Origin of the sequence: Micromonospora sp. MA102 (assembly GCF_025460765.1) — a bacterium.
Classification (GTDB): Bacteria; Actinomycetota; Actinomycetes; order Mycobacteriales; family Micromonosporaceae; genus Micromonospora; species Micromonospora halotolerans.
In genome coordinates, this window is record NZ_JAMWEG010000001.1 from 57,125 (window position 1) to 75,011 (window position 17,887).

Annotated in this window: 14 protein-coding genes; 6 read left to right on the forward strand and 8 right to left on the reverse strand. The window is 74.0% G+C overall.

Annotation, left to right across the window (positions count from 1 at the left end; genetic code table 11):
* Window positions 1-31: 31 nt before the first annotated feature.
* From NFX44_RS00285 to ftsY, 5 genes are all read right to left on the reverse strand, one after another.
* Complete coding sequence (locus NFX44_RS00285) at window positions 32-2,296, reverse strand: [protein-PII] uridylyltransferase (RefSeq protein ID WP_262281424.1); 2,265 nt, start codon at window positions 2,294-2,296, stop codon at window positions 32-34.
* Between the two features lie 17 nt (window positions 2,297-2,313).
* Window positions 2,314-2,652, reverse strand: coding sequence for a P-II family nitrogen regulator (locus NFX44_RS00290; RefSeq protein ID WP_013284578.1), 339 nt, complete (start codon window positions 2,650-2,652; stop codon window positions 2,314-2,316).
* 25 nt (window positions 2,653-2,677) lie between these two features.
* Window positions 2,678-4,090: an ammonium transporter gene (locus NFX44_RS00295; protein ID WP_262281425.1), complete on the reverse strand. Its 1,413-nt coding sequence runs from the start codon at window positions 4,088-4,090 to the stop codon at window positions 2,678-2,680.
* Window positions 4,091-4,294: 204 nt separating this feature from the next.
* Entirely contained in the window at window positions 4,295-5,158 is an 864-nt protein-coding gene (locus NFX44_RS00300) for an aminoglycoside phosphotransferase family protein (RefSeq protein WP_262281426.1), read from the reverse strand.
* Between the two features lie 7 nt (window positions 5,159-5,165).
* Window positions 5,166-6,359 carry a signal recognition particle-docking protein FtsY gene (ftsY, locus tag NFX44_RS00305; protein WP_262281427.1) on the reverse strand — a complete coding sequence of 398 codons (1,194 nt, stop codon included), beginning with the start codon at window positions 6,357-6,359 and terminating at the stop codon, window positions 5,166-5,168.
* A 146-nt stretch (window positions 6,360-6,505) separates the two neighbouring features.
* Here ftsY and NFX44_RS00310 point away from each other — a divergent pair, with 146 nt between their 5' ends.
* The 5 genes from NFX44_RS00310 (at window position 6,506) to NFX44_RS00330 (ending at window position 11,477) form a co-directional block, all read left to right on the forward strand.
* Window positions 6,506-8,218, forward strand: coding sequence for an alkaline phosphatase D family protein (locus tag NFX44_RS00310; RefSeq protein ID WP_262281428.1), 1,713 nt, complete (start codon window positions 6,506-6,508; stop codon window positions 8,216-8,218).
* A 13-nt stretch (window positions 8,219-8,231) separates the two neighbouring features.
* Window positions 8,232-8,657, forward strand: coding sequence for a MarR family winged helix-turn-helix transcriptional regulator (locus tag NFX44_RS00315; RefSeq protein ID WP_262281429.1), 426 nt, complete (start codon window positions 8,232-8,234; stop codon window positions 8,655-8,657).
* A gap of 114 nt (window positions 8,658-8,771) precedes the next feature.
* Complete coding sequence (locus NFX44_RS00320; protein WP_262281430.1) at window positions 8,772-10,391, forward strand: MDR family MFS transporter; 1,620 nt, start codon at window positions 8,772-8,774, stop codon at window positions 10,389-10,391.
* 4 nt (window positions 10,392-10,395) lie between these two features.
* Entirely contained in the window at window positions 10,396-10,884 is a 489-nt protein-coding gene (locus NFX44_RS00325) for a universal stress protein (protein WP_262281431.1), read from the forward strand.
* 62 nt (window positions 10,885-10,946) lie between these two features.
* The gene (locus NFX44_RS00330) at window positions 10,947-11,477 is read left to right on the forward strand and encodes a DinB family protein (protein WP_262281432.1); all 531 of its coding nucleotides are present in this window, start codon (window positions 10,947-10,949) and stop codon (window positions 11,475-11,477) included.
* A gap of 55 nt (window positions 11,478-11,532) precedes the next feature.
* Here the strand turns inward: NFX44_RS00330 and NFX44_RS00335 are convergent, their stop codons facing one another.
* The 3 genes from NFX44_RS00335 to NFX44_RS00345 all read right to left on the reverse strand — a co-directional run bounded on the left by NFX44_RS00335 (window position 11,533) and on the right by NFX44_RS00345 (window position 16,248).
* Window positions 11,533-12,153 carry an HAD-IA family hydrolase gene (locus tag NFX44_RS00335; RefSeq protein WP_262281433.1) on the reverse strand — a complete coding sequence of 207 codons (621 nt, stop codon included), beginning with the start codon at window positions 12,151-12,153 and terminating at the stop codon, window positions 11,533-11,535.
* Window positions 12,150-15,749, reverse strand: coding sequence for a chromosome segregation protein SMC (gene smc, locus NFX44_RS00340; RefSeq protein WP_262281434.1), 3,600 nt, complete (start codon window positions 15,747-15,749; stop codon window positions 12,150-12,152). The genes NFX44_RS00335 and smc overlap by 4 nt, the downstream gene beginning before the upstream one ends.
* 304 nt (window positions 15,750-16,053) lie before the next feature.
* Entirely contained in the window at window positions 16,054-16,248 is a 195-nt protein-coding gene (locus NFX44_RS00345) for a hypothetical protein (RefSeq protein WP_007456482.1), read from the reverse strand.
* A gap of 373 nt (window positions 16,249-16,621) precedes the next feature.
* Between NFX44_RS00345 and NFX44_RS00350 the strand changes: the two genes are divergently transcribed.
* Window positions 16,622-17,884: a CAP domain-containing protein gene (locus tag NFX44_RS00350; protein WP_262281435.1), complete on the forward strand. Its 1,263-nt coding sequence runs from the start codon at window positions 16,622-16,624 to the stop codon at window positions 17,882-17,884.
* Window positions 17,885-17,887 lie beyond the last annotated feature (3 nt).

Consider the following 17,887-nt stretch of genomic DNA (forward strand, 5'->3'; position numbering starts at 1 on the left):
GCCGCCGGACGTAGTGTCCGGAGGGCCCTGCTTACACGGCGGCCAGCACGGCGGCCTCGACGCGGGACCGTTCCGCCTCCGGCGGCCAGCCGCCGACCAGGTAGAAGGCGTCCACCACGTCGCCGCCGAGGGTGGAGATCCGGGCGGCCCGCACCTGGGCGCCGGCCTCGTCGAGGGCGCACGTGACCCGGTAGAGCAGCCCGGCGGCGTCGGCGGCGCGCAGCTCCAGCAGCACCGCGTCGGTGGCGGCCTCGCGGTGCCAGACCACCCGGGGCGCGGCGCCCCGGGCCCGCGCGGCGAGGGCCCGGCCGCGCAGCCGCTGGGTGACCGAGACGTCGCCGGTGACCGCGCGGCGCAGGTCGGCGGTGAGCGCGATCGGGTCGGGGGCCAGGCCGTAGCGCGGCTGCACCCGGCACTGCACCAGGGCCCGGCCGTCGACGGTGGCGGCGTCCGCGGAGATCACCTCCAGCCGGTGCAGGGCCAGGCAGCCGGCCACCGTGGCGAGCAGCCCCCGCCGGTCGGCCGCGGCCACCGACACCCGGTCCTCCCCCACGTGTACGACCGGCAGCGGCCCGGCGACCACCGCCGGGTCGGGGGCCGGTGGGGCGGGGACCACGCCGGTGTCCAGGGCGGTCCGCACCCGGGCGACCAGTTCGGCGACCAGCCGCCCCTTCCAGCCCGACCAGGCGGCCGGCCCGGTGGCCGCGGCGTCGGCCCGGACCAGGCCGTGCAGCAGGTCCAGGGTGGTGGTGTCGCCGACCCGCTCGGCGACCCCGGCGACGGTCTTCGGGTCGGAGAGGTCCCGCCGGGTGGCCACGTCGGGCAGCAGCAGGTGCAGCCGGACCAGCTTGGCGATCAGCGCCGCCTCGTCGGCGGGCAGCCCGATCCGGGCGGCCACCGCCTCCGCCAGGGGTGCGCCCACGGTGCTGTGGTCGCCCGGCAGTCCCTTGCCGATGTCGTGCAGGAACGCGCCGAGCAGCAGCAGGTCCGGGCGGTCCACGTCACGGGTGTGCCGGCTCGCCTCGTACGCGGCCTGCACCAGGTGCCGGTCCAGGGTGAACCGGTGCACCGGGTTGTGCTGGGGCAGGCTGCGCAGCCGGGTCCACTCGGGCAGCCAGCCGTCGATGAGCCCGTACCGGTCGCAGGTCTCCCAGGCGGGCACCAGGCCGGGACCGGCCCCGAGCAGGGTGATCAGCGCGGCCCGGGCGGCCGGCGGCCAGGGCGCGGGCAGCGGCGGGCAGTACGCGGCCAGCCACTCGCAGGTGGCCCGGGCGATGGGCAGCCGGGTGGTGGCCGCCGCGGCGGCGACCCGCAGCGACAGGCTCGGGTCGGGGCGGGCGCCGATCGCCGTGCGGGCGAGGACCAGCTCGCCGTCCTGCTCGACCACGTCCCGGGCGACCGGGCGGCGCAGCGGCCGGCCGGCGGCGCTCCGGTGCCGGCCGGCGCGGAGCCGGTCGGCGGCCCGCCAGGCGTCGTCGAGGGCGTGGCTGACGGTCCGGGCGTCCCCGGCCACCCGGCGCAGCAGCGCGTCGCCCTCCTCCAGCAGGAGCAGCTTCGCGACGCCGTCGCGTTCCTGGGCGACCAGCCGGTCGACCCGGCGGCCGACCTGCTGGTGCAGGGCGTCGCGGGTGTCCAGCAGCCGCCGGTGCGCGGCGTGCACGGCGGGGCGGAGGGCGTCGGTGACGCCGGCGGTGGCGATGGCCCGCAGGAGGCCGACGTCGCGCAGCCCGCCGGCGGCCTCCTTGACGTCGCCTTCGAGCAGGAAGGCCAGCTCGCCGTGGGCCTCCCAGCGGGCGGTGGTGATTTCCCGCAGCTTCGGGAGCTGGCGGACGGCGGTGCGCCGCCAGTGGTCGGCGGCGGTGCGGACGAGCTGGTCGGCCAGCACCGGGTCGCCGGCCACGTGCCGGGCGTCGAGCAGGCCGAGGGCGACCTTGACGTCGTCCTGGGCCACCGACAGCGCCTCGGCGACGGTGCGCACCGAGTGGTCCAGCCGCAGCCCGGCGTCCCAGATCGGATACCAGAGCGAGGCGGCCAGCTCGTCGGTGCCGGGCACCCCGGCGTGCAGCAGCACCAGGTCGAGGTCGCCGTGCGGCGCGCACTGGCGGCGGCCCAGCCCGCCGACCGCGACCAGCGCGATGCCCTCCCGGTGGGGGAAGATGCCGCGCAGCCAGGCGTCCAGGGCGTCGGCCCGGGCCGCGCGCGCCGCGGCGCCGACCCCACCGGGTACGCCGGCGACCTCGTTGACCACGGGCGTGCCGTCCCCGGTGGGGCCGGTCGGCGTGGTCAACGAGGTCACGTCGGTCGGATCCGGCGTCAGAGGGCGTCGAGCCCGCGCTCGCCGGTACGCACCCGGACGACCTCCTCGACGCCGGTCACCCAGACCTTGCCGTCGCCGATCTTGCCGGTGCGGGCGGCGCCCACGATGGCGTCGACGATTTTGTCGACGTCCATCTCGTCGGTGAGCACCTCGACCCGGATCTTGGGCAGGAACTCGACGGTGTACTCGGCACCCCGGTAGACCTCGGTGTGCCCCTTCTGCCGGCCGTAGCCCTGGACCTCGCTGACGGTCAGGCCGGCCACGCCGAGGGCGTGCAGGGCCTCCTTCACCGCGTCCAGCTGGTACGGCTTGATGACCGCGGTCACCAGCTTCATGTCCAACCCCTCCATCCCAGGAACGTTAACCGGCGACCTTCTCGCTGACCGGCTCGGCGGGCTCCTCCGCCGGGTCGGTGGGCTCCGGGGCCGGCCTGCTCGCGCCGATCCCGGCCATGGCGAACGCGCCTCCGGCGCTGCCACCCGTGGTGGGCGACAGGTCGTACGCGCTCTCCGCGTGCTCGGCGACGTCGATGCCGTCGACCTCGGCCTCGGCCGCCACCCGGAAGCCGATCGTCTTCTCGATGGCGAAGGCGAGCAGCCAGGCGATGCCGGCCGACCACACGGTGACGATGATGCCGGCCAGGGCCTGCCGGCCGAGCTGGGTCAGGCCGCCGCCGTAGAGGAGGCCGTCGGAGGCGCCCACCACGCCGCTGATCGCGCCGTTGACCGAGTTGGTGGCGAAGAGACCGAGCCACAGCGACCCGATCCAGCCGCCCACGAAGTGCACGCCCACCACGTCGAGGGAGTCGTCGTAGCCGAGCCGGTACTTCAGGCTGATGGCGAGCGCGCAGACCGCACCGGCGACGATGCCGAGCAGGACGGCCGCCCACGGGGCGATGAAGCCGCAGGCCGGGGTGATGGCGACCAGGCCGGCCACGGCACCGGAGGACGCGCCGACCATGGTCGGCCGCCCGTCCTTGATCCACTCGATCGCCAGCCAGCCGAGCACCGCGGCCGCGGTGGCGAGCTGGGTGTTGAGGAAGGCCAGGCCGGCCACCGAGTCGACGGTCAGCTCCGAGCCGGCGTTGAAGCCGAACCAGCCGAACCAGAGCAGGCCGGCGCCGAGCGCGACCAGTGGGATGTTGTGCGGCTTCATGCCCTCGCGGGGCCAGCCGACCCGTCTGCCGAGCACCAGGGCCACGCCGAGCGCCGCCGCGCCGGCGTTGATGTGCACGGCCGTGCCGCCGGCGAAGTCGAGTGCGTGGAGCTTGGCGCCGATGATGCCGCCGCCCCACACCCAGTGCGCCACCGGGAAGTAGACCAGGGTGGCCCAGCCGAAGGCGAACAGCAGCCAGCCGGCGAACTTCGCCCGGTCGGCGATGGCGCCGCTGATCAGCGCGACGGTGATCACCGCGAAGACCATCTGGAACGCCATGAACACGTACAGCGGGACGCCGATGCCGCTGGGGTTCTCCGCCGTGGCGCCCCAGAGGTCGGTCTCCGCCAGGAAGGTCTTGGTGCCCAGGTACGCGGCGGGGTCGCCCCAGAAACCGTTGACGTCGGTCCCGAAGGCGACGCTGAAACCGTAGAACCACCACAGCACGGAGATGAGCCCGATGGCCGAGAAGCTCATCATCATCATGTTGAGCACGCCCTTGGCCCGGTTCAGGCCGCCGTAGAACAGCGCCAGGCCGGGGGTCATGAGCAGCACGAGAGCGGTCGAAACCAGCAGCCAAACGGTGTTGCCGCCGTCGATCGTCGGTGCTTCAGGCACGCTGGCCTCCTAAAGGTGAAGTCTCCTCCTTCGCGGCTTCCGGGGCAGCGTCGCCCGTACGCCGGTTGCGCGGAAGCTTGCTCGGCGGCTGTTTCCTTCACCGACACCGCTCGATTTCCGACGCGTGACGCGTTGTTTCCGGCGTGTGAAGAAAGACGATCATGCCTGGGGAGAACCCCGGGGTGCACCGGGCCTGTGCGCGGGTCAGCGCAGCGCGTTCTCCAGGGCGTGCCGCTCGTAGTCGAGCAGCCGCAGGTCGCGCATCGGCCGGCGCAGGTGGCCCTTGTGCACGATCCGGACGAACGCCGGCTCGCCGGCCGCGGCCATCCGTCGGATGCCCTCGACGTGGTCGACGATCCGCTTGCGGATGGTCCGGATCAGCCGGTGCCGGTCCCGGGGGATCAGCCCGTACGCGTCGGCGAAGAGGCGCAGCCGGCGCGGCCGGTCCGGGTGCTTCCAGCCGAGGGTGATCGAGTCCCGGTCGGAGAAGATCGGCACCCAGGTCCAGGCCGCGTACGCCACGTCGTAGATCCGGGCGCCGGGCGAGGCCAGGTCGAAGTCGATCAGCCCGAGCGTGCCGTCGGGCCGCCAGATCACGTTGTGCGGGGCGGCGTCGTGGTGGCAGATCACCTCGGTGTCCGGCGGGGGCGGGCCGAACGAGCGCCAGACCGCCCCCGGCGGCGGGGTGAAGCCGTACTGGGCGTCGTGGAACATCCGCAGCATGGTCGCCACGGTGACCAGGGCCTCGTCCGTGACCCAGTGCGGGGCCAGCGGGTACTCCCCGCACTCCCCCTCCAGGTACGACAGGACCTCCCGGTTGCGCTCGTCCATGCCGAGGGCGCGGGGCGCGCCGGTGAAGCCGACGTACTCCAGATGGCGCAGCAGCGCGTGGACCGAGGGGGTCCACGGGCCGGCGTTGCGCCGGACGGTGTCGCCCACACGGACCACGGTGCTCACGTTCCCGCCGTGGAGCGGGATCTCCTGCGAAGTCACGTACGGTCTCCCGAGGCGTGGCGACGGGTGGCTGGGGTCGCGCCACCCCGCGTAGGCGCGATCGTCAGTCGTCACGTCGAGGCTACGCGTCCCGGGCGAGCGGCTCGGTGCCGAGCAGCGCGTCGACGAACTGCGCCGGGTCGAACGGGGCCAGATCGTCCGGGCCCTCGCCGAGGCCGACCAGCTTGACCGGGATGCCCAGCTTGCGCTGCACGGCGATCACGATGCCCCCCTTGGCGGTGCCGTCGAGCTTGGTCAGCACCACGCCTGTCACGTTGACCACCTCGGTGAAGACCCGGGCCTGCTCCAGGCCGTTCTGGCCGGTGGTGGCGTCGAGCACCAGCAGGGTCTCGTCGATCGGGCCGTGCTTCTCGACCACCCGCTTGACCTTGCCCAGCTCGTCCATCAGGCCGACCTTGTTCTGCAGCCGGCCCGCGGTGTCCACCAGCACCGTGTCGACCTTCGTGTCGATGCCGCGCTTGACCGCGTCGAAGGCGACGCTGGCCGGGTCGGCGGCCTCGGGGCCGCGGACGGTCTCCGCGCCCACCCGGCCGCCCCAGGTCTCCAGCTGGTCGGCGGCGGCGGCCCGGAAGGTGTCGGCCGCGCCGAGCAGCACGGTCCGGCCGTCCGCGATGAGCACCCGGGCGATCTTGCCGCAGGTGGTGGTCTTGCCCGCGCCGTTGACCCCGACCACCAGCAGCACCGCCGGCACGCCCTCCTTGGGCTCGGTCTTCAGGGACCGGTCGAGCGTCGGGTCGAGCGCGTTGACCAGCTCGGTGGCGAGGAGGGTGCGCAGCTCGCCGACCGAGCGGGTGCCGAGCACCCGGGTCCGCTCGCGCAGCCGGTCGACGATCTCGCGGGTGGAGTCGACGCCGACGTCGGCGGTGATCAGGCTGTCCTCGATCTCCTCCCAGGTGTCCTCGTCGAGGCGGTCCCGGCTGAGCAGGCCGAGGAGGCCCTTGCCGAAGACGTTCTGCGAGCGGGACAGCCGGGAGCGCAGCCGCACCAGCCGGCCGGCGGTGGGCTCGGGGACCTCGATGGTGGGCAGCGGCGGCGCCTCGACCACCGGCGGCGGCTCGACCAGCACGCCGGTGCGCAGGTCCGACTCGGCCGCCTCGACCGGGGGCCCGGCCAGGTCCTCCTCGGCCCGGGTGTCGACCTCCGTCTCCGGCAGCGGCGGCTCGGGGCGCCGGCGCAAGCGGGGCACCACGAGGCTGAGGCCGCCGAGGATCAGCACGCCGAGCAGGGCGAGTGCGAGGAGGAGGTATTCCTTCATGCCCGAAATCCTGTCAGATGGCGGCGACGGCGTCCCACTCACCGCCTCGGCACGTGAACGAGCTGCGGGTACGCTCGCGGCTGGAAGGCGTGCCGCAACCGCCGGCCGGGTAGGAAAGGAATGATGATCTTCCTCGGAGGTGCGCCGTGACCGGTTCCCGTCTGCTCATCGGCCCGCTGCTGCGCCGGGTCGTCGGCACCCGGGCCACCGTCTGGGTGGAGACCAGTGGCCCCGCCGTGGTCACCGTTCGCACGGCCGACGGCGCCACCGGCAGCGCGCCCACCTTCTCGGCGTACGACCACCACTACGCGATCGTGGTGGTCTCGGGGCTGACGGCGGACAGCAGCACCACCTACGAGGTGCTGATCGACGACGAGGTGGCCTGGCCGGTGCCGGACAGCGGCTTCCCGGCCAGCGTGATCCGGACCCGCGCGGAGGACGACCGGGACCAGCCGGTGAACCTGATCTTCGGCTCCTGCCGGGAGACCACCCAGCACGCCACCGCCCGCCGGCTGCCCCCGGACGCGCTGGACGCGTACGCCCGGCGGCTCATCGCCGCTCCCGACCCGGACGCCCTGCCCGACCTGCTGGTGCTCCTCGGCGACCAGGTCTACGCCGACGTCACCTCGCCGACCGTGCGCCGGCTGCTGAAGCGGCGGCGGCGCCGGCCGAAGGGCGCCCCGGCCACCCAGGTGGTGAGCTTCGACGAGTACACCAAGCTCTACCTGGAGTCCTGGCGCGACCCGGAGATCCGCTGGCTGCTCTCGACCGTGCCGAGCGTGATGATCTTCGACGACCACGAGGTCATCGACGACTGGAACACCTCGGCGTCCTGGCGGGCGGACATGCGCGCCCAGCCCTGGTGGCCGGAGCGCATCCGCAGCGGCCTGGCCTCCTACTGGGTCTACCAGCACCTGGGCAACCTGTCGCCGGACGAGATCGCCGCCGACCCGGTCTTCGCCAAGGTGGCCGCCGCCGAGGACGCCACGAGCGTGCTGCACGAGTTCGGCGAGCGGGTCGACCAGGAGGCCGACGTGGCGCACGACACCGAGCGCTGGCGGGCCGTGCAGTACCAGTGGAGCTACGCGCTGGACCTGGGGCGGACCCGCCTGGTCATGCTGGACAACCGCTCCAGCCGGGTGCTCGACTCCGGCAACCGGGCCATGCTGCCGCCGGGTGAGTGGTCCTGGTTCCTGGACCGGGCGCACGGCGTCTACGACCACCTGGTGGTCGGCGCCTCGCTGCCCTGGCTGCTCCCGCCGGGCATCCACCACGTCGAGTCGTGGAACGAGAAGCTCGCCGACTCCCGCCGGCCCTGGGTCGCGAAGCTGGCCGAGCGGATGCGCCGGGCCTGGGACCTGGAGCACTGGGCCTCGTTCCGGCGCTCGTTCGATTCGCTCGGTGAGCTGTTCGTCCGGCTGGGCAGCGGCACGGCCCCCGACGAGGGTGCCCGGGTCGGCGCCGGTCCGGCGTACTCGCGGCCGGCCTCGATCAGCGTGCTCTCCGGGGACGTGCACCACTCGTACGTGGCCCGGGCCCGATTCGCCGACCGGAGCGTGCGCACCCCGGTGCACCAGCTCACCTGCTCGCCGATCCACAACCAGGTGCCGGCGGGGATGCGCCCGCTCATGCGCCTCGGCTGGAACCCGGGTCCGGCCGGCGCGGCCCGCGCGCTGGCCCGCTCGGCCGGGGTGCGCCGCCCGCCGGTGCGCTGGAGGAAGCTGGCCGGGCCCTACTTCGGCAACGCGGTGGCGACGCTCACCCACCGGGGCCGGGCGGCCGAGGTCGTGATCGAGGGCACCACGAGCGACGGGCACCTGCGCACGGTGGCACGGCAGCGGCTCAGCGACGAGGTGTGAGTACCCTCTCAGCGTGGACGAGAGCCTGCGCGCCGTGGAGCACGAACTGACCGCACTGCTGCGGCGTGGGCGCGCGCTGTCCTGGGAGATCGCCCGCGAGGTCCATCCCAACCTGGAGCCGAACGCCTACGGGCTGCTGCTCTGGCTGCGCCGGTCCGGCTCGATCCGGCTCACCGACCTGGCCGTCAAGCTGGGCATCGGCAAGGGCACGCTGAGCCGGCAGATCGGCGGCCTGGAGGCGCTGGGGCTGGTCCGCCGCGACCCGGACCCGACCGACCGGCGGGCCGCCCAGCTCAGCCTCACCGAGGAGGGCACCCGCCGGTTCGACGCGGCGCGGGCGGCGCGACTCGGACAGATCCGGCGTTCGCTCGAATCCTGGCCGATTCAGGACGTCGAGGACTTCGCCCGGCTCATGCACCGGTTCAACGAGACCTTCTGACCGGATCCGCCCTGGAATAAGACGTACGCCACGTGCGGTTGTTGCTTGAGGCAACCAAGCCATACGGTTGCCCGAAGCAACTCTTTCCCCCGTCTTTCCCGGAGGCATTCCACGATGACGCAGGCGACAGCGCCCACCCGGGCGACCGCCGTCGACATGTCCCACCGGCAGATCCTGGAGGCTCTCTCCGGCCTGCTGCTGGGCATGTTCGTCGCGATCCTCTCCTCCACGGTCGTCTCGAACGCGCTGCCGCGGATCATCACCGAGCTGCACGGCGGCCAGTCCGCGTACACCTGGGTGGTGACCTCGACGCTGCTGGCGACCACGGCGACCACCCCGATCTGGGGCAAGCTCTCTGACCTGGCCAGCAAGAAGCTCCTGGTCCAGCTCGCCCTCACGACCTTCGTGCTGGGCTCGGTGCTGGCCGGCCTCTCCCAGTCCACCGGCCAGCTCATCGCCTGCCGGGTGCTCCAGGGCGTCGGCGCGGGCGGTCTCACCGCCCTGGCCCAGGTGATCATGGCGACGATGATCGCCCCGCGCGAGCGCGGCCGGTACAGCGGCTACCTCGGCGCCGTGATGGCCGTGGGCACCATCGGCGGCCCGCTGGTCGGCGGCGTCATCGTCGACACCGACTGGCTGGGCTGGCGCTGGTGCTTCTACGTGGGCGTGCCGTTCGCCGTCCTCGCCCTGATCGTGCTCCAGAAGACCCTGCACCTGCCGGTGGTCAAGCGCGAGGTGAAGATCGACTGGTGGGGCGCCACCCTGATCACCGCGGCCGTGTCGCTGCTGCTGATCTGGGTCACCCTGGCCGGCGACAAGTACGACTGGCTGTCCTGGCAGAGCGCCGTCATGGTGGTCGGCGCCGTGCTCCTCGGCGCGCTCGCCCTCCGGGTGGAGAACCGGGCCGCCGAGCCGATGATCCCGCCGCGCCTGTTCCGCAACCGCACCATCACCCTCGCGGTGATCGCCAGCATCGCGGTCGGCGTGGGCATGTTCGGCGCCTCCGTCTTCCTCGGCCAGTACTTCCAGATCAGCCGCGGCGAGAGCCCGACCATGTCCGGCCTCATGACGCTGCCGATGATCCTCGGCCTGCTGATCGCCTCCACCGTGGTCGGCCGCATCATCACCAACACCGGCCGCTGGAAGCGCTACCTGGTCTTCGGCTCGACGCTGCTCACCGCCGGCTTCGCGTTGATGGGCACCATGCGGGCGGACACACCGTACTGGCGGCTCGCCGTCTTCATGGCGCTGATCGGCCTCGGCCTGGGCATGACCATGCAGAACCTGGTCCTCGCCGTGCAGAACACCGTCGGCCCGCACGAGCTCGGCGCGGCCAGCTCCGTGGTCGCCTTCTTCCGCAGCCTCGGCGGCGCCATCGGGGTGAGCGCGCTCGGCGCGATCCTCGGCCACAAGGTCAAGGACTACCTCGCCGACGGGCTCGCCGGACTCGGCATCCCGGCGTCCAGCTCCGGGAGCGGCGGTACCCTGCCGAATGTGCACACCCTGCCCGCCCCGATCCGCGCGGTCGTCGAGGCCGCGTACGGGCACGGCGCCGGGGACATCTTCCTGGCCGCCGCCCCGTTCGGGCTGATCGCCCTGATCGCGGTGGTGTTCATCAAGGAGGTGCCGCTGCGCCGCACCAACAGCGACGCGATCTCCACCGAGGTCGAGCGGGAGTCGACCGTGGCGGCCGGCGCCGGCGCCGCGGTGGTGCGCACGGGCGGACGGGACTGACCCGATGGACGCCCCCGAGCGTGAGAAGTACGGCCCGGAGGCCCGGCCGCTGCCGTTCGAACGCGGCACGGACGGGCCCCGGGTGGTGCTGGTCGGCGTCGACGGCACCCGCACCTCGCTGCGCGCCGCCTCGTACGCGGCCGGGCTGGCCCGCCGGCAGGGCGCCGGGCTCGTGGTGGTCTTCGTCAGCTCGCCGTCGCCCTACACCGCGATCATGTCCGGCGTGGTGGCCGGTGCCGTCCAGCAGACCCAGGACGAGCTGGCCGCCGAGCTGCGCGAGGAGTGCCGGCGCGGCGCCGAGGAGCTGGGCCTGCCGGTGACCTTCCTGTGCCGGCGCGGCGACGCGTACGCCGAGCTGGCCAAGGCCGCCGACGAGCACCGCGCCGACCTGGTGGTCGTCGGGTCGTCCGAGCAGGCCGGCCACAAGCTGGTCGGCTCGGTGGCCACCCGCCTGGTCCGCACCGGCCGCTGGCCGGTCGTCGTGGTGCCCTGAGTGCGAGGAGGGGCCCCGCTTAACGCCTCGCGTGGCACCGGGGTCCCCCCTACCATCCCCGCATGACCTGGAGAGCACCCGAGATCGACCGCAGCCACGAGCCCTACGTCGGTGACGAGCGGACCATGCTGGAAGGCTGGCTCGACTACCACCGCGACACCCTGCTGCACAAGTGTGCCGGCCTGACCGCCGAGCAGTTGCGGACGGCGAGCGTCGAGCCGTCGACCCTGACCCTGCTGGGGCTGGTCCGGCACCTCGCCGACGTGGAGCGCTGGTGGTTCCGGATCCGCGCCGCCGGCCAGGACCTGCCCGGCCTCTACGCCGGCGACGAGGACCCGGACGCGGATTTGAACGCCGTCGCCGACGCCGACCCGGAGGCGGCCTTCGCCACCTTCCGCGCCGAGGTCGAGGCGGCCCGGGGAGCCGTCGCCGACCTGCCGCTGGACCACACCTTCGCGCGCACCCGCCGCGACGGCCGGGGGGACGAGATGAACCTCCGCTGGGTCTACGTGCACATGATCGAGGAGTACGCCCGGCACAACGGCCACGCCGACCTGATCCGCGAGCGCATCGACGGCGTCACCGGCGACTGACCGTCCCACCGGTGCGGCGGCGGTGTCCCGGCCGACCGGAACCCGCCGCCCCGGCTCAGAACGCCAGCGCCGCCCGGATGTAGCGCAGGTCGGCCGGGCCGCTCCAGCGGTGCGCGGAGAGCCCGGCCACCCGGGCGCCGGCCACCGCCCGGTCCTCGTCGTCGACGAACAGCACCCGGGCCGGCGGCGTCGCCAGCGCCTGGCAGGCCGCCTGGAAGTATTCCTTCGCCGGCTTGTGCACCCCGAGCACCGAGGAGTTGACCACGACGTCCAGCTCGTCGGTGAGGTCCAGCGCGGCCAGGTCGGCGTCGAGCACGTCGGTGGCGTTGGTGCCCAGCCCGACCCGCACGCCGGCCGCCCGGATCTCCCGGATGAACGCGAGCACCTCGGGGTCGACCTCGCCCCGGTAGCTCTGCCACGCGTCCACGGCGGCCCGGGCCCGCCCCGGGTCGCCGACCGAGGGGGTGAGGGCGTCGGCCACGCTGCTCATCCACTCGGCGTGGCTGACCTTGCCGGTGAGCACCGGCCGGAGCAGCCCCCAGGACATGGCGATCTCGCCGAGGACGCCCTCGGTCAGCCCGTACTCCCGCTCGACCCGGGCGGCGACCGCCGGGTCCCAGCGGCGCAGCACGCCGTCGAAATCCACCAGGAGCGCCGTGGCGCGTTCCCGACTCACTCGCTGTTCCCCTGCCCCTCGTCGTCGGCCCGGTTGAGCCGCTGGCTGATCACCTGGGTGACGCCGCTGCGCATGGTCACGCCGTAGAGCGCGTCGGCGATCTCCATGGTGCGCTTCTGGTGGGTGATCACGATGAGCTGGCTCTTCTCGCGGAGCTGGGCCAGCAGCGTGATCAGGCGGCCCAGGTTGACGTCGTCGAGGGCCGCCTCCACCTCGTCCATGATGTAGAACGGGCTGGGCCGCGCGCGGAAGATCGCCACAAGCATGGCGACCGCGGTCAGCGAGCGCTCGCCGCCGGACAGCAGCGAGAGTCGCTTGATCTTCTTGCCGGGCGGCCGGGCCTCGACCTCGACGCCCGTGGTGAGCAGGTCCTCCGGGTCGGTGAGCACCAGCCGCCCCTCGCCGCCCGGGAAGAGCACGGTGAACACCTGCTCGAACTCCCGCGCGGTGTCCTCGAACGCGCTGGCGAAGACCTCCAGGATCCGGTCGTCGACGTCCTTGACCACGGTGAGCAGGTCCCGGCGGGTGGCCTTGAGGTCCTCCAGCTGCTCGGAGAGGAACTTGAAGCGCTCCTCCAGCGCGGCGAACTCCTCCAGCGCCAGCGGGTTGACCTTGCCGAGCAGGGCCAGCTCCCGCTCCGCCTTCGCGGCACGCTTCTCCTGCACCGGCCGCTCGTAGCGCACCGGCTCGGGCACCGGCGTGCCGTCCTTCTCCGCCGCCGCGACGTCCGCGTCGGTGGGCGGGACGAGCTCGTCGGGGCCGTACTCGGCGACCAGGGTGGCCACGTCGAGGCCGAAGTCCTCGGCCGCCTTCGCCTCCAACTGCTCGATGCGCAGCCGCTGCTCGGCGCGGGCCACCTCGTCCCGGTGCACCTGGCTGGTCAGCCGCTCCAGCTCGGCGCCGAGCCGCTTGGCCGCGCCGCGTACCTCGGACAGCTCGGCCTCGCGGGCGGCGCGCTCGCGGGCCACCTCGTCGCGGTGCTCCTCGGCGCGGGCGATCGAGACGGTGAGCCGGGTGAGCGCCTCGCGGGCGCCGCCGACCACGGCCCGGGCGATCTCCGCGCCGCGGGTGCGGGCCGCGCGCCGGGCGGCCGCGCGCTCCCGCGCGGCCCGCTCGGCGGTCGCCTGCCGGGCCAGCGAGTCGGCCCGGCCGGCGATCGAGGAGACCCGCTCCTCGGCGGTACGCACGGCGAGCCGGACCTCCATCTCGTTCTGCCGGGCCTGCGGCACCATGGCGGCGAGCTGGTCGCGTTCCTCGGTGGACGGTTCGGCGTCGAGCGGGGTGGCCTCGGCCAGCCGGAGCCGTTCCTCCAGCTCGGCGAGGGCCTGCAGATCGCGCTCCCGGGCGGCCTCGGCGCGGGCCCGGGACTCGCCGAGCCGGTCGGTCTCCGCCTTGGCGGACCGGGCGGCGGCGCCCAGCTCGGCGAGGCGGCGGGCGGCGGCGTTGCGGTGGCTCTCCGCCTCCCGCTTGGCGGCGGCCGCGTGCTGCACGGCCTCCTTGGCGGCGGCCACCTCGGCGCGCGCCTCGACCAGCTGGTCGCGCAGCTCGGCGCTGGTCCGCTCGGCGGTGGCCCGGTTGGCCCGGGCCTCCTCGACGGCCGCCTGCACCTCGATGTAGCTGGGTGCCTTGGCCGACCCGCCGGCCGCCGCGTACGCCCCGACCACGTCGCCGTCGGGGGTGACCGCGCGCAGCTCCGGGTTGCCGGCGACCAGCTCGGCGGCGGCGGCCAGGTCGTCGACCAGCACCACGTCGCGCAGCGCCCGGTGCACCGCCGGGCGGATCTCGGCGGAGCACTCCACCAGGTCGGGGGCCCAGCGGGCGCCGTCGGGCAGCTTCGGGCGCAGCGCGTCGGCGGAGCCCGCCATGCCGGGGCCGGCGGGGCTGCCGACCAGCAGGCCGGCCCGGCCGGCGTCAGAGATCTTGAGCAGCCGCATCGCCTCGACGGCCTCGTCCACACCGCTGACCGCGACCGCGTCGGCGAGCCCGCCGAGCGCGGCGGCCAGCGCCGCCTCGTTGCCCGGGGCCACGGTGAGCAGCCCGGCGAGACTGCCGAGCAGGCCGGGCACCTGGTCGGCGCGGGCCAGCAGGGCGCCGGCGCCGTCCTTGCGGCGCAGGCCGAGGGCGAGCGCTTCCTCGCGGGCCTTCCAGGTCGCCGCGTCCTTCTCGGCGGCCCGCTCGGCGTCGGCGAGGCTGCGCACGGCGGCCTGGGCCTGCTCGTGCACGGCGACCGCCTCGGCGTGCCGGGCGTCCAGGTCGGCGTTGTCCCGGTCGGCCTCGGTGGACTGTTCGGCGACCGCGTCGAGCTCGCCCTGGGCCTTCTCGGCGCGGGTCAGGGCGTCGGTGTGCGCGGCGGCGAGCCGTTCGATCTCCTCGCCGGCGCTGGTGGTCCGGGCCCGGGCGGAGTTGACCTGGCCGGTGAGCCGGGCCAGCCCCTCGCGCCGGTCGGCGATGGCCTTGGCGGCGGCCACCAGTTCCCGCTCGGCGGCGGCGAGCTGCCGCTCCAGCTCCTGCCGGTGCTCGACCGCCTCGGCGAGCCGGATCTGGTCGTCGGTGAGCGCCGCCCGCAGCTCCTCCTCCTGCTCGCGGACCCGCCGGGACTCGGCCTCCAGCTGGTCCGGGTCGCGGCCGGGGCGCTCGTCGTCCCCGGTGGCGCTCAGGTGCCGCAGCCGTTCCCGGGCGAGCTGCTCGATCGAGCGGAACCGCTCCTGGAGCGCGGAGAGCTTGTACCAGGTGTCCTGGGCCGCGGCGAGCAGCGGGGCGTCCTCGGCCAGCGCCGCCTCCAGCTCGCCGAGGCGGCCCTGCACCTCACCGTGCTCGGCCTCGATCTGCTCGCGCCGCTCGCGCAGCGCGGTCTCGTCGGCGATCTCCCGGTCCAGTGTGGTGCGCAGGGTGTGCAGGTCGTCGGCGAGCAGCCGCAACCGGGCGTCGCGCAGGTTGGCCTGGATGGCGGCGGCCCGGCGGGCCACCTCCGCCTGCCGGCCCAGCGGCTTGAGCTGGCGGCGCAGCTCGGCGGTGAGGTCGGTGAGCCGGTTGAGGTTGGTCTGCATCGCGTCGAGCTTCCGCAGCGCCTTTTCCTTGCGCTTGCGGTGCTTGAGGACGCCGGCCGCCTCCTCGATGAACGCCCGCCGGTCCTCCGGCTTGGCGTGCAGCATGCCGTCGAGCCGGCCCTGCCCGACGATGATGTGCATCTCCCGGCCGATGCCGGAGTCCGAGAGCAGCTCCTGGATGTCCAGCAACCGGCAGGAGTCGCCGTTGATCTCGTATTCGCTCTCGCCGGAGCGGAACATCCGGCGGGTGATGGAGACCTCGGTGTACTCGATCGGCAGCGCGCCGTCGGTGTTGTCGATGGTGAGGGTGACCTCGGCCCGGCCCAGCGGCGCCCGCCCGGCCGTGCCGGCGAAGATGACGTCCTCCATCTTGCCGCCGCGCAGCGCCTTGGCGCCCTGCTCGCCGAGGACCCAGGCGATGGCGTCGACGACGTTGGACTTGCCGGAGCCGTTCGGGCCGACCACGCAGGTGATCCCGGGCTCCAGCTTCAGCGTCGTCGCGGAGGCGAAGGACTTGAAGCCCTTCACCGTCAGGCTCTTGAGATGCACCTTCTCGATCCTCGTCCGGTGGCCGCCGTACCGTCGCCGGCTGCGCGGACCTGGCGAACCCGCAGACTAACCCGCGGGCGGGGGGAGGCTGGTACGCGACCCACCCGGTGCCGGAGGTGTCCGCTTTCCGGCGGTGTGGCGTACGCCACGGAAAAGTGCAAGATCAGAATTGCGGGGCGCAATTCCGGTGACGGCCGGCAAGATCGCGGAATGGGGTCCCCGGAAACAAAAAGCTGCGCGCCGGCACTGGGGTGTCGGCGCGCGTTTTCTGTGTGGTGCGATTCAGTTTTCCGACGACCGGAGATCAGGTCAGCGCGGGCTCGGCCAGTCGGAGGAGGTCGTCTGCCTCCGCCGCAGCCGCCGCAAGCCGATCGTTGTCGGCGCGCAGACGCGTGATCTCGAACTCCAGTGCCTGAACCCTGGCACGCAGTCGGGTGACCTCGTCGAGCAGACGCCGGTCGGGCGCTGCACCTACGTGGCCGTAGAGGGCCTTCGCCATGCTGACTCCTTGATATGCGCTGCCGGAAAGGCCGGCCAACGCGCGCCCATGATGTTCGCGGCTGCCATCCCCGCGAAATCCGGGCATGGCTGGGCGCGACTGGCGACACCTATATATTGAGCCGAACCCCCCTCCTTCGTCAAGTTCCCGCAGGCCGTAGATCATCTCCACGTCCACCGGTCCACTTGTCGGGGGGTTGCCACAAGGCGCGGACACGCTCTGTCCGGACGCCTTTACTGTACGCCCGGGAATGTGTGAACGCCTCACCCTTGCCGTCCGGTTCCCCTTAACTCTTTCTTAGCCACGTTGCCGCAGCTCGCGCCGCGCCCGTAGCGTCACTGCGGCCCGCAACCGACCCGTGGAGGGGACAGGCGTGTACCGCTGGACCGACCCGATCGACCCGGACGGCGTCTCCCGACGCCCCGAGCCACCGACCGACGACGGGCCGGCCTGGCTCACCGACCGGCCCGAGCCGCGGTCGTCCTACCTCTTCGGGGACGAGCCGGGGCAGCCCGGCCCGGCCCGGTCCGAGACGCCGACCGGCGCCTGGCCGGCCGACACCCCGGCCACGCCGTGGCGGGACGACCACACCGCGGAGCGCACCGGCCACCTCCCCGCCGCCGGTGCCGCCCCGCACGGGTGGGCCGACGCCGGGCGGTACGCCGACGCCGACCCGACCGGGTACGCCCCGGCCGGTGAGCCGCCGGCGTACCGCCCGGCGGCCCACCCGGGCGCCCCGATGTCCCCCTACGAGCCGGCCCCCGACTGGCACCCGGAGCAGCAGCCCGCCGCCTGGCAGCCGGCCGCGGACGAGCAGCCCACCACCGCGTGGCAGCCCGCCGCCGCCTGGCAGCCGGCCACCGACGCCGCGGCCGAGGACACCGGCCGGCACCGGCAGCGGCGCCGCCTGCCGCGTCCGCTCCTCATCGGTGGCGCGGCCGCCGCGGCGACCCTCGTGGTGAGCCTCGGCGTGGGCGCCCTGGTGCTGACCGGCGACGACCAGCCGACCGAGCGGACCGCCGCCGACGCCCCGGTGGCCGCCGCTCCGCTCGCGTCCGACGGCGCCGAGGCGGACGCGGGCGACGCGCTCGCGCCGGAGTCGGCCAGCCCGAGCGCCGCACCGACCAGCGCCAAGCCGAGTCCGACGAAGAAGCCGACCCCGAAGCCGAGCCGGACCACCGCCCCGTCCCGGCAGCTGCCGCGCAGCGCCGCACCGCGCACCACGGGCGCCACCACGGCCTCGGCCAAGGGGCTCAGCGCCGAGCTGCGGGAGGTCGTCGACCTGGTCAACCAGGAGCGGGCCAAGGCCGGCTGCAAGGCGCTGACCGTCGACGACAAGCTGACGCTCGCCGCCCAGCGGCACAGCCAGGACCAGGCCGACCACAAGACCATGTCGCACGACGGCAGCGACGGCAGCGACGTGGGTGACCGGCTCGACCGGGTCGGCTACGCCTGGCGGTCGTACGGCGAGAACGTCGCCTGGAACCAGCAGAGCCCGGCCGCCGTGATGGACGCCTGGATGAACTCCCCGGGGCACCGGGCCAACATCCTGAACTGCTCGTTCACCGAGATCGGCGTGGGCGTGGCGCGGAGCAACGGGCCGTACTGGACGCAGGACTTCGGCACCCCGCGCTGACCG

Coding starts and splice junctions, on each gene's coding strand:
- NFX44_RS00290 (WP_013284578.1), bottom strand. CDS start 2,652: ATGAAGCTGGTGACCGCGGTCATCAAGCCGTACCAGCTGGACGCGGTG.
- ftsY (WP_262281427.1), bottom strand. CDS start 6,359: ATGAAGGAATACCTCCTCCTCGCACTCGCCCTGCTCGGCGTGCTGATC.
- NFX44_RS00320 (WP_262281430.1), top strand. CDS start 8,772: ATGACGCAGGCGACAGCGCCCACCCGGGCGACCGCCGTCGACATGTCC.
- NFX44_RS00325 (WP_262281431.1), top strand. CDS start 10,396: ATGGACGCCCCCGAGCGTGAGAAGTACGGCCCGGAGGCCCGGCCGCTG.
- NFX44_RS00330 (WP_262281432.1), top strand. CDS start 10,947: ATGACCTGGAGAGCACCCGAGATCGACCGCAGCCACGAGCCCTACGTC.
- NFX44_RS00345 (WP_007456482.1), bottom strand. CDS start 16,248: ATGGCGAAGGCCCTCTACGGCCACGTAGGTGCAGCGCCCGACCGGCGT.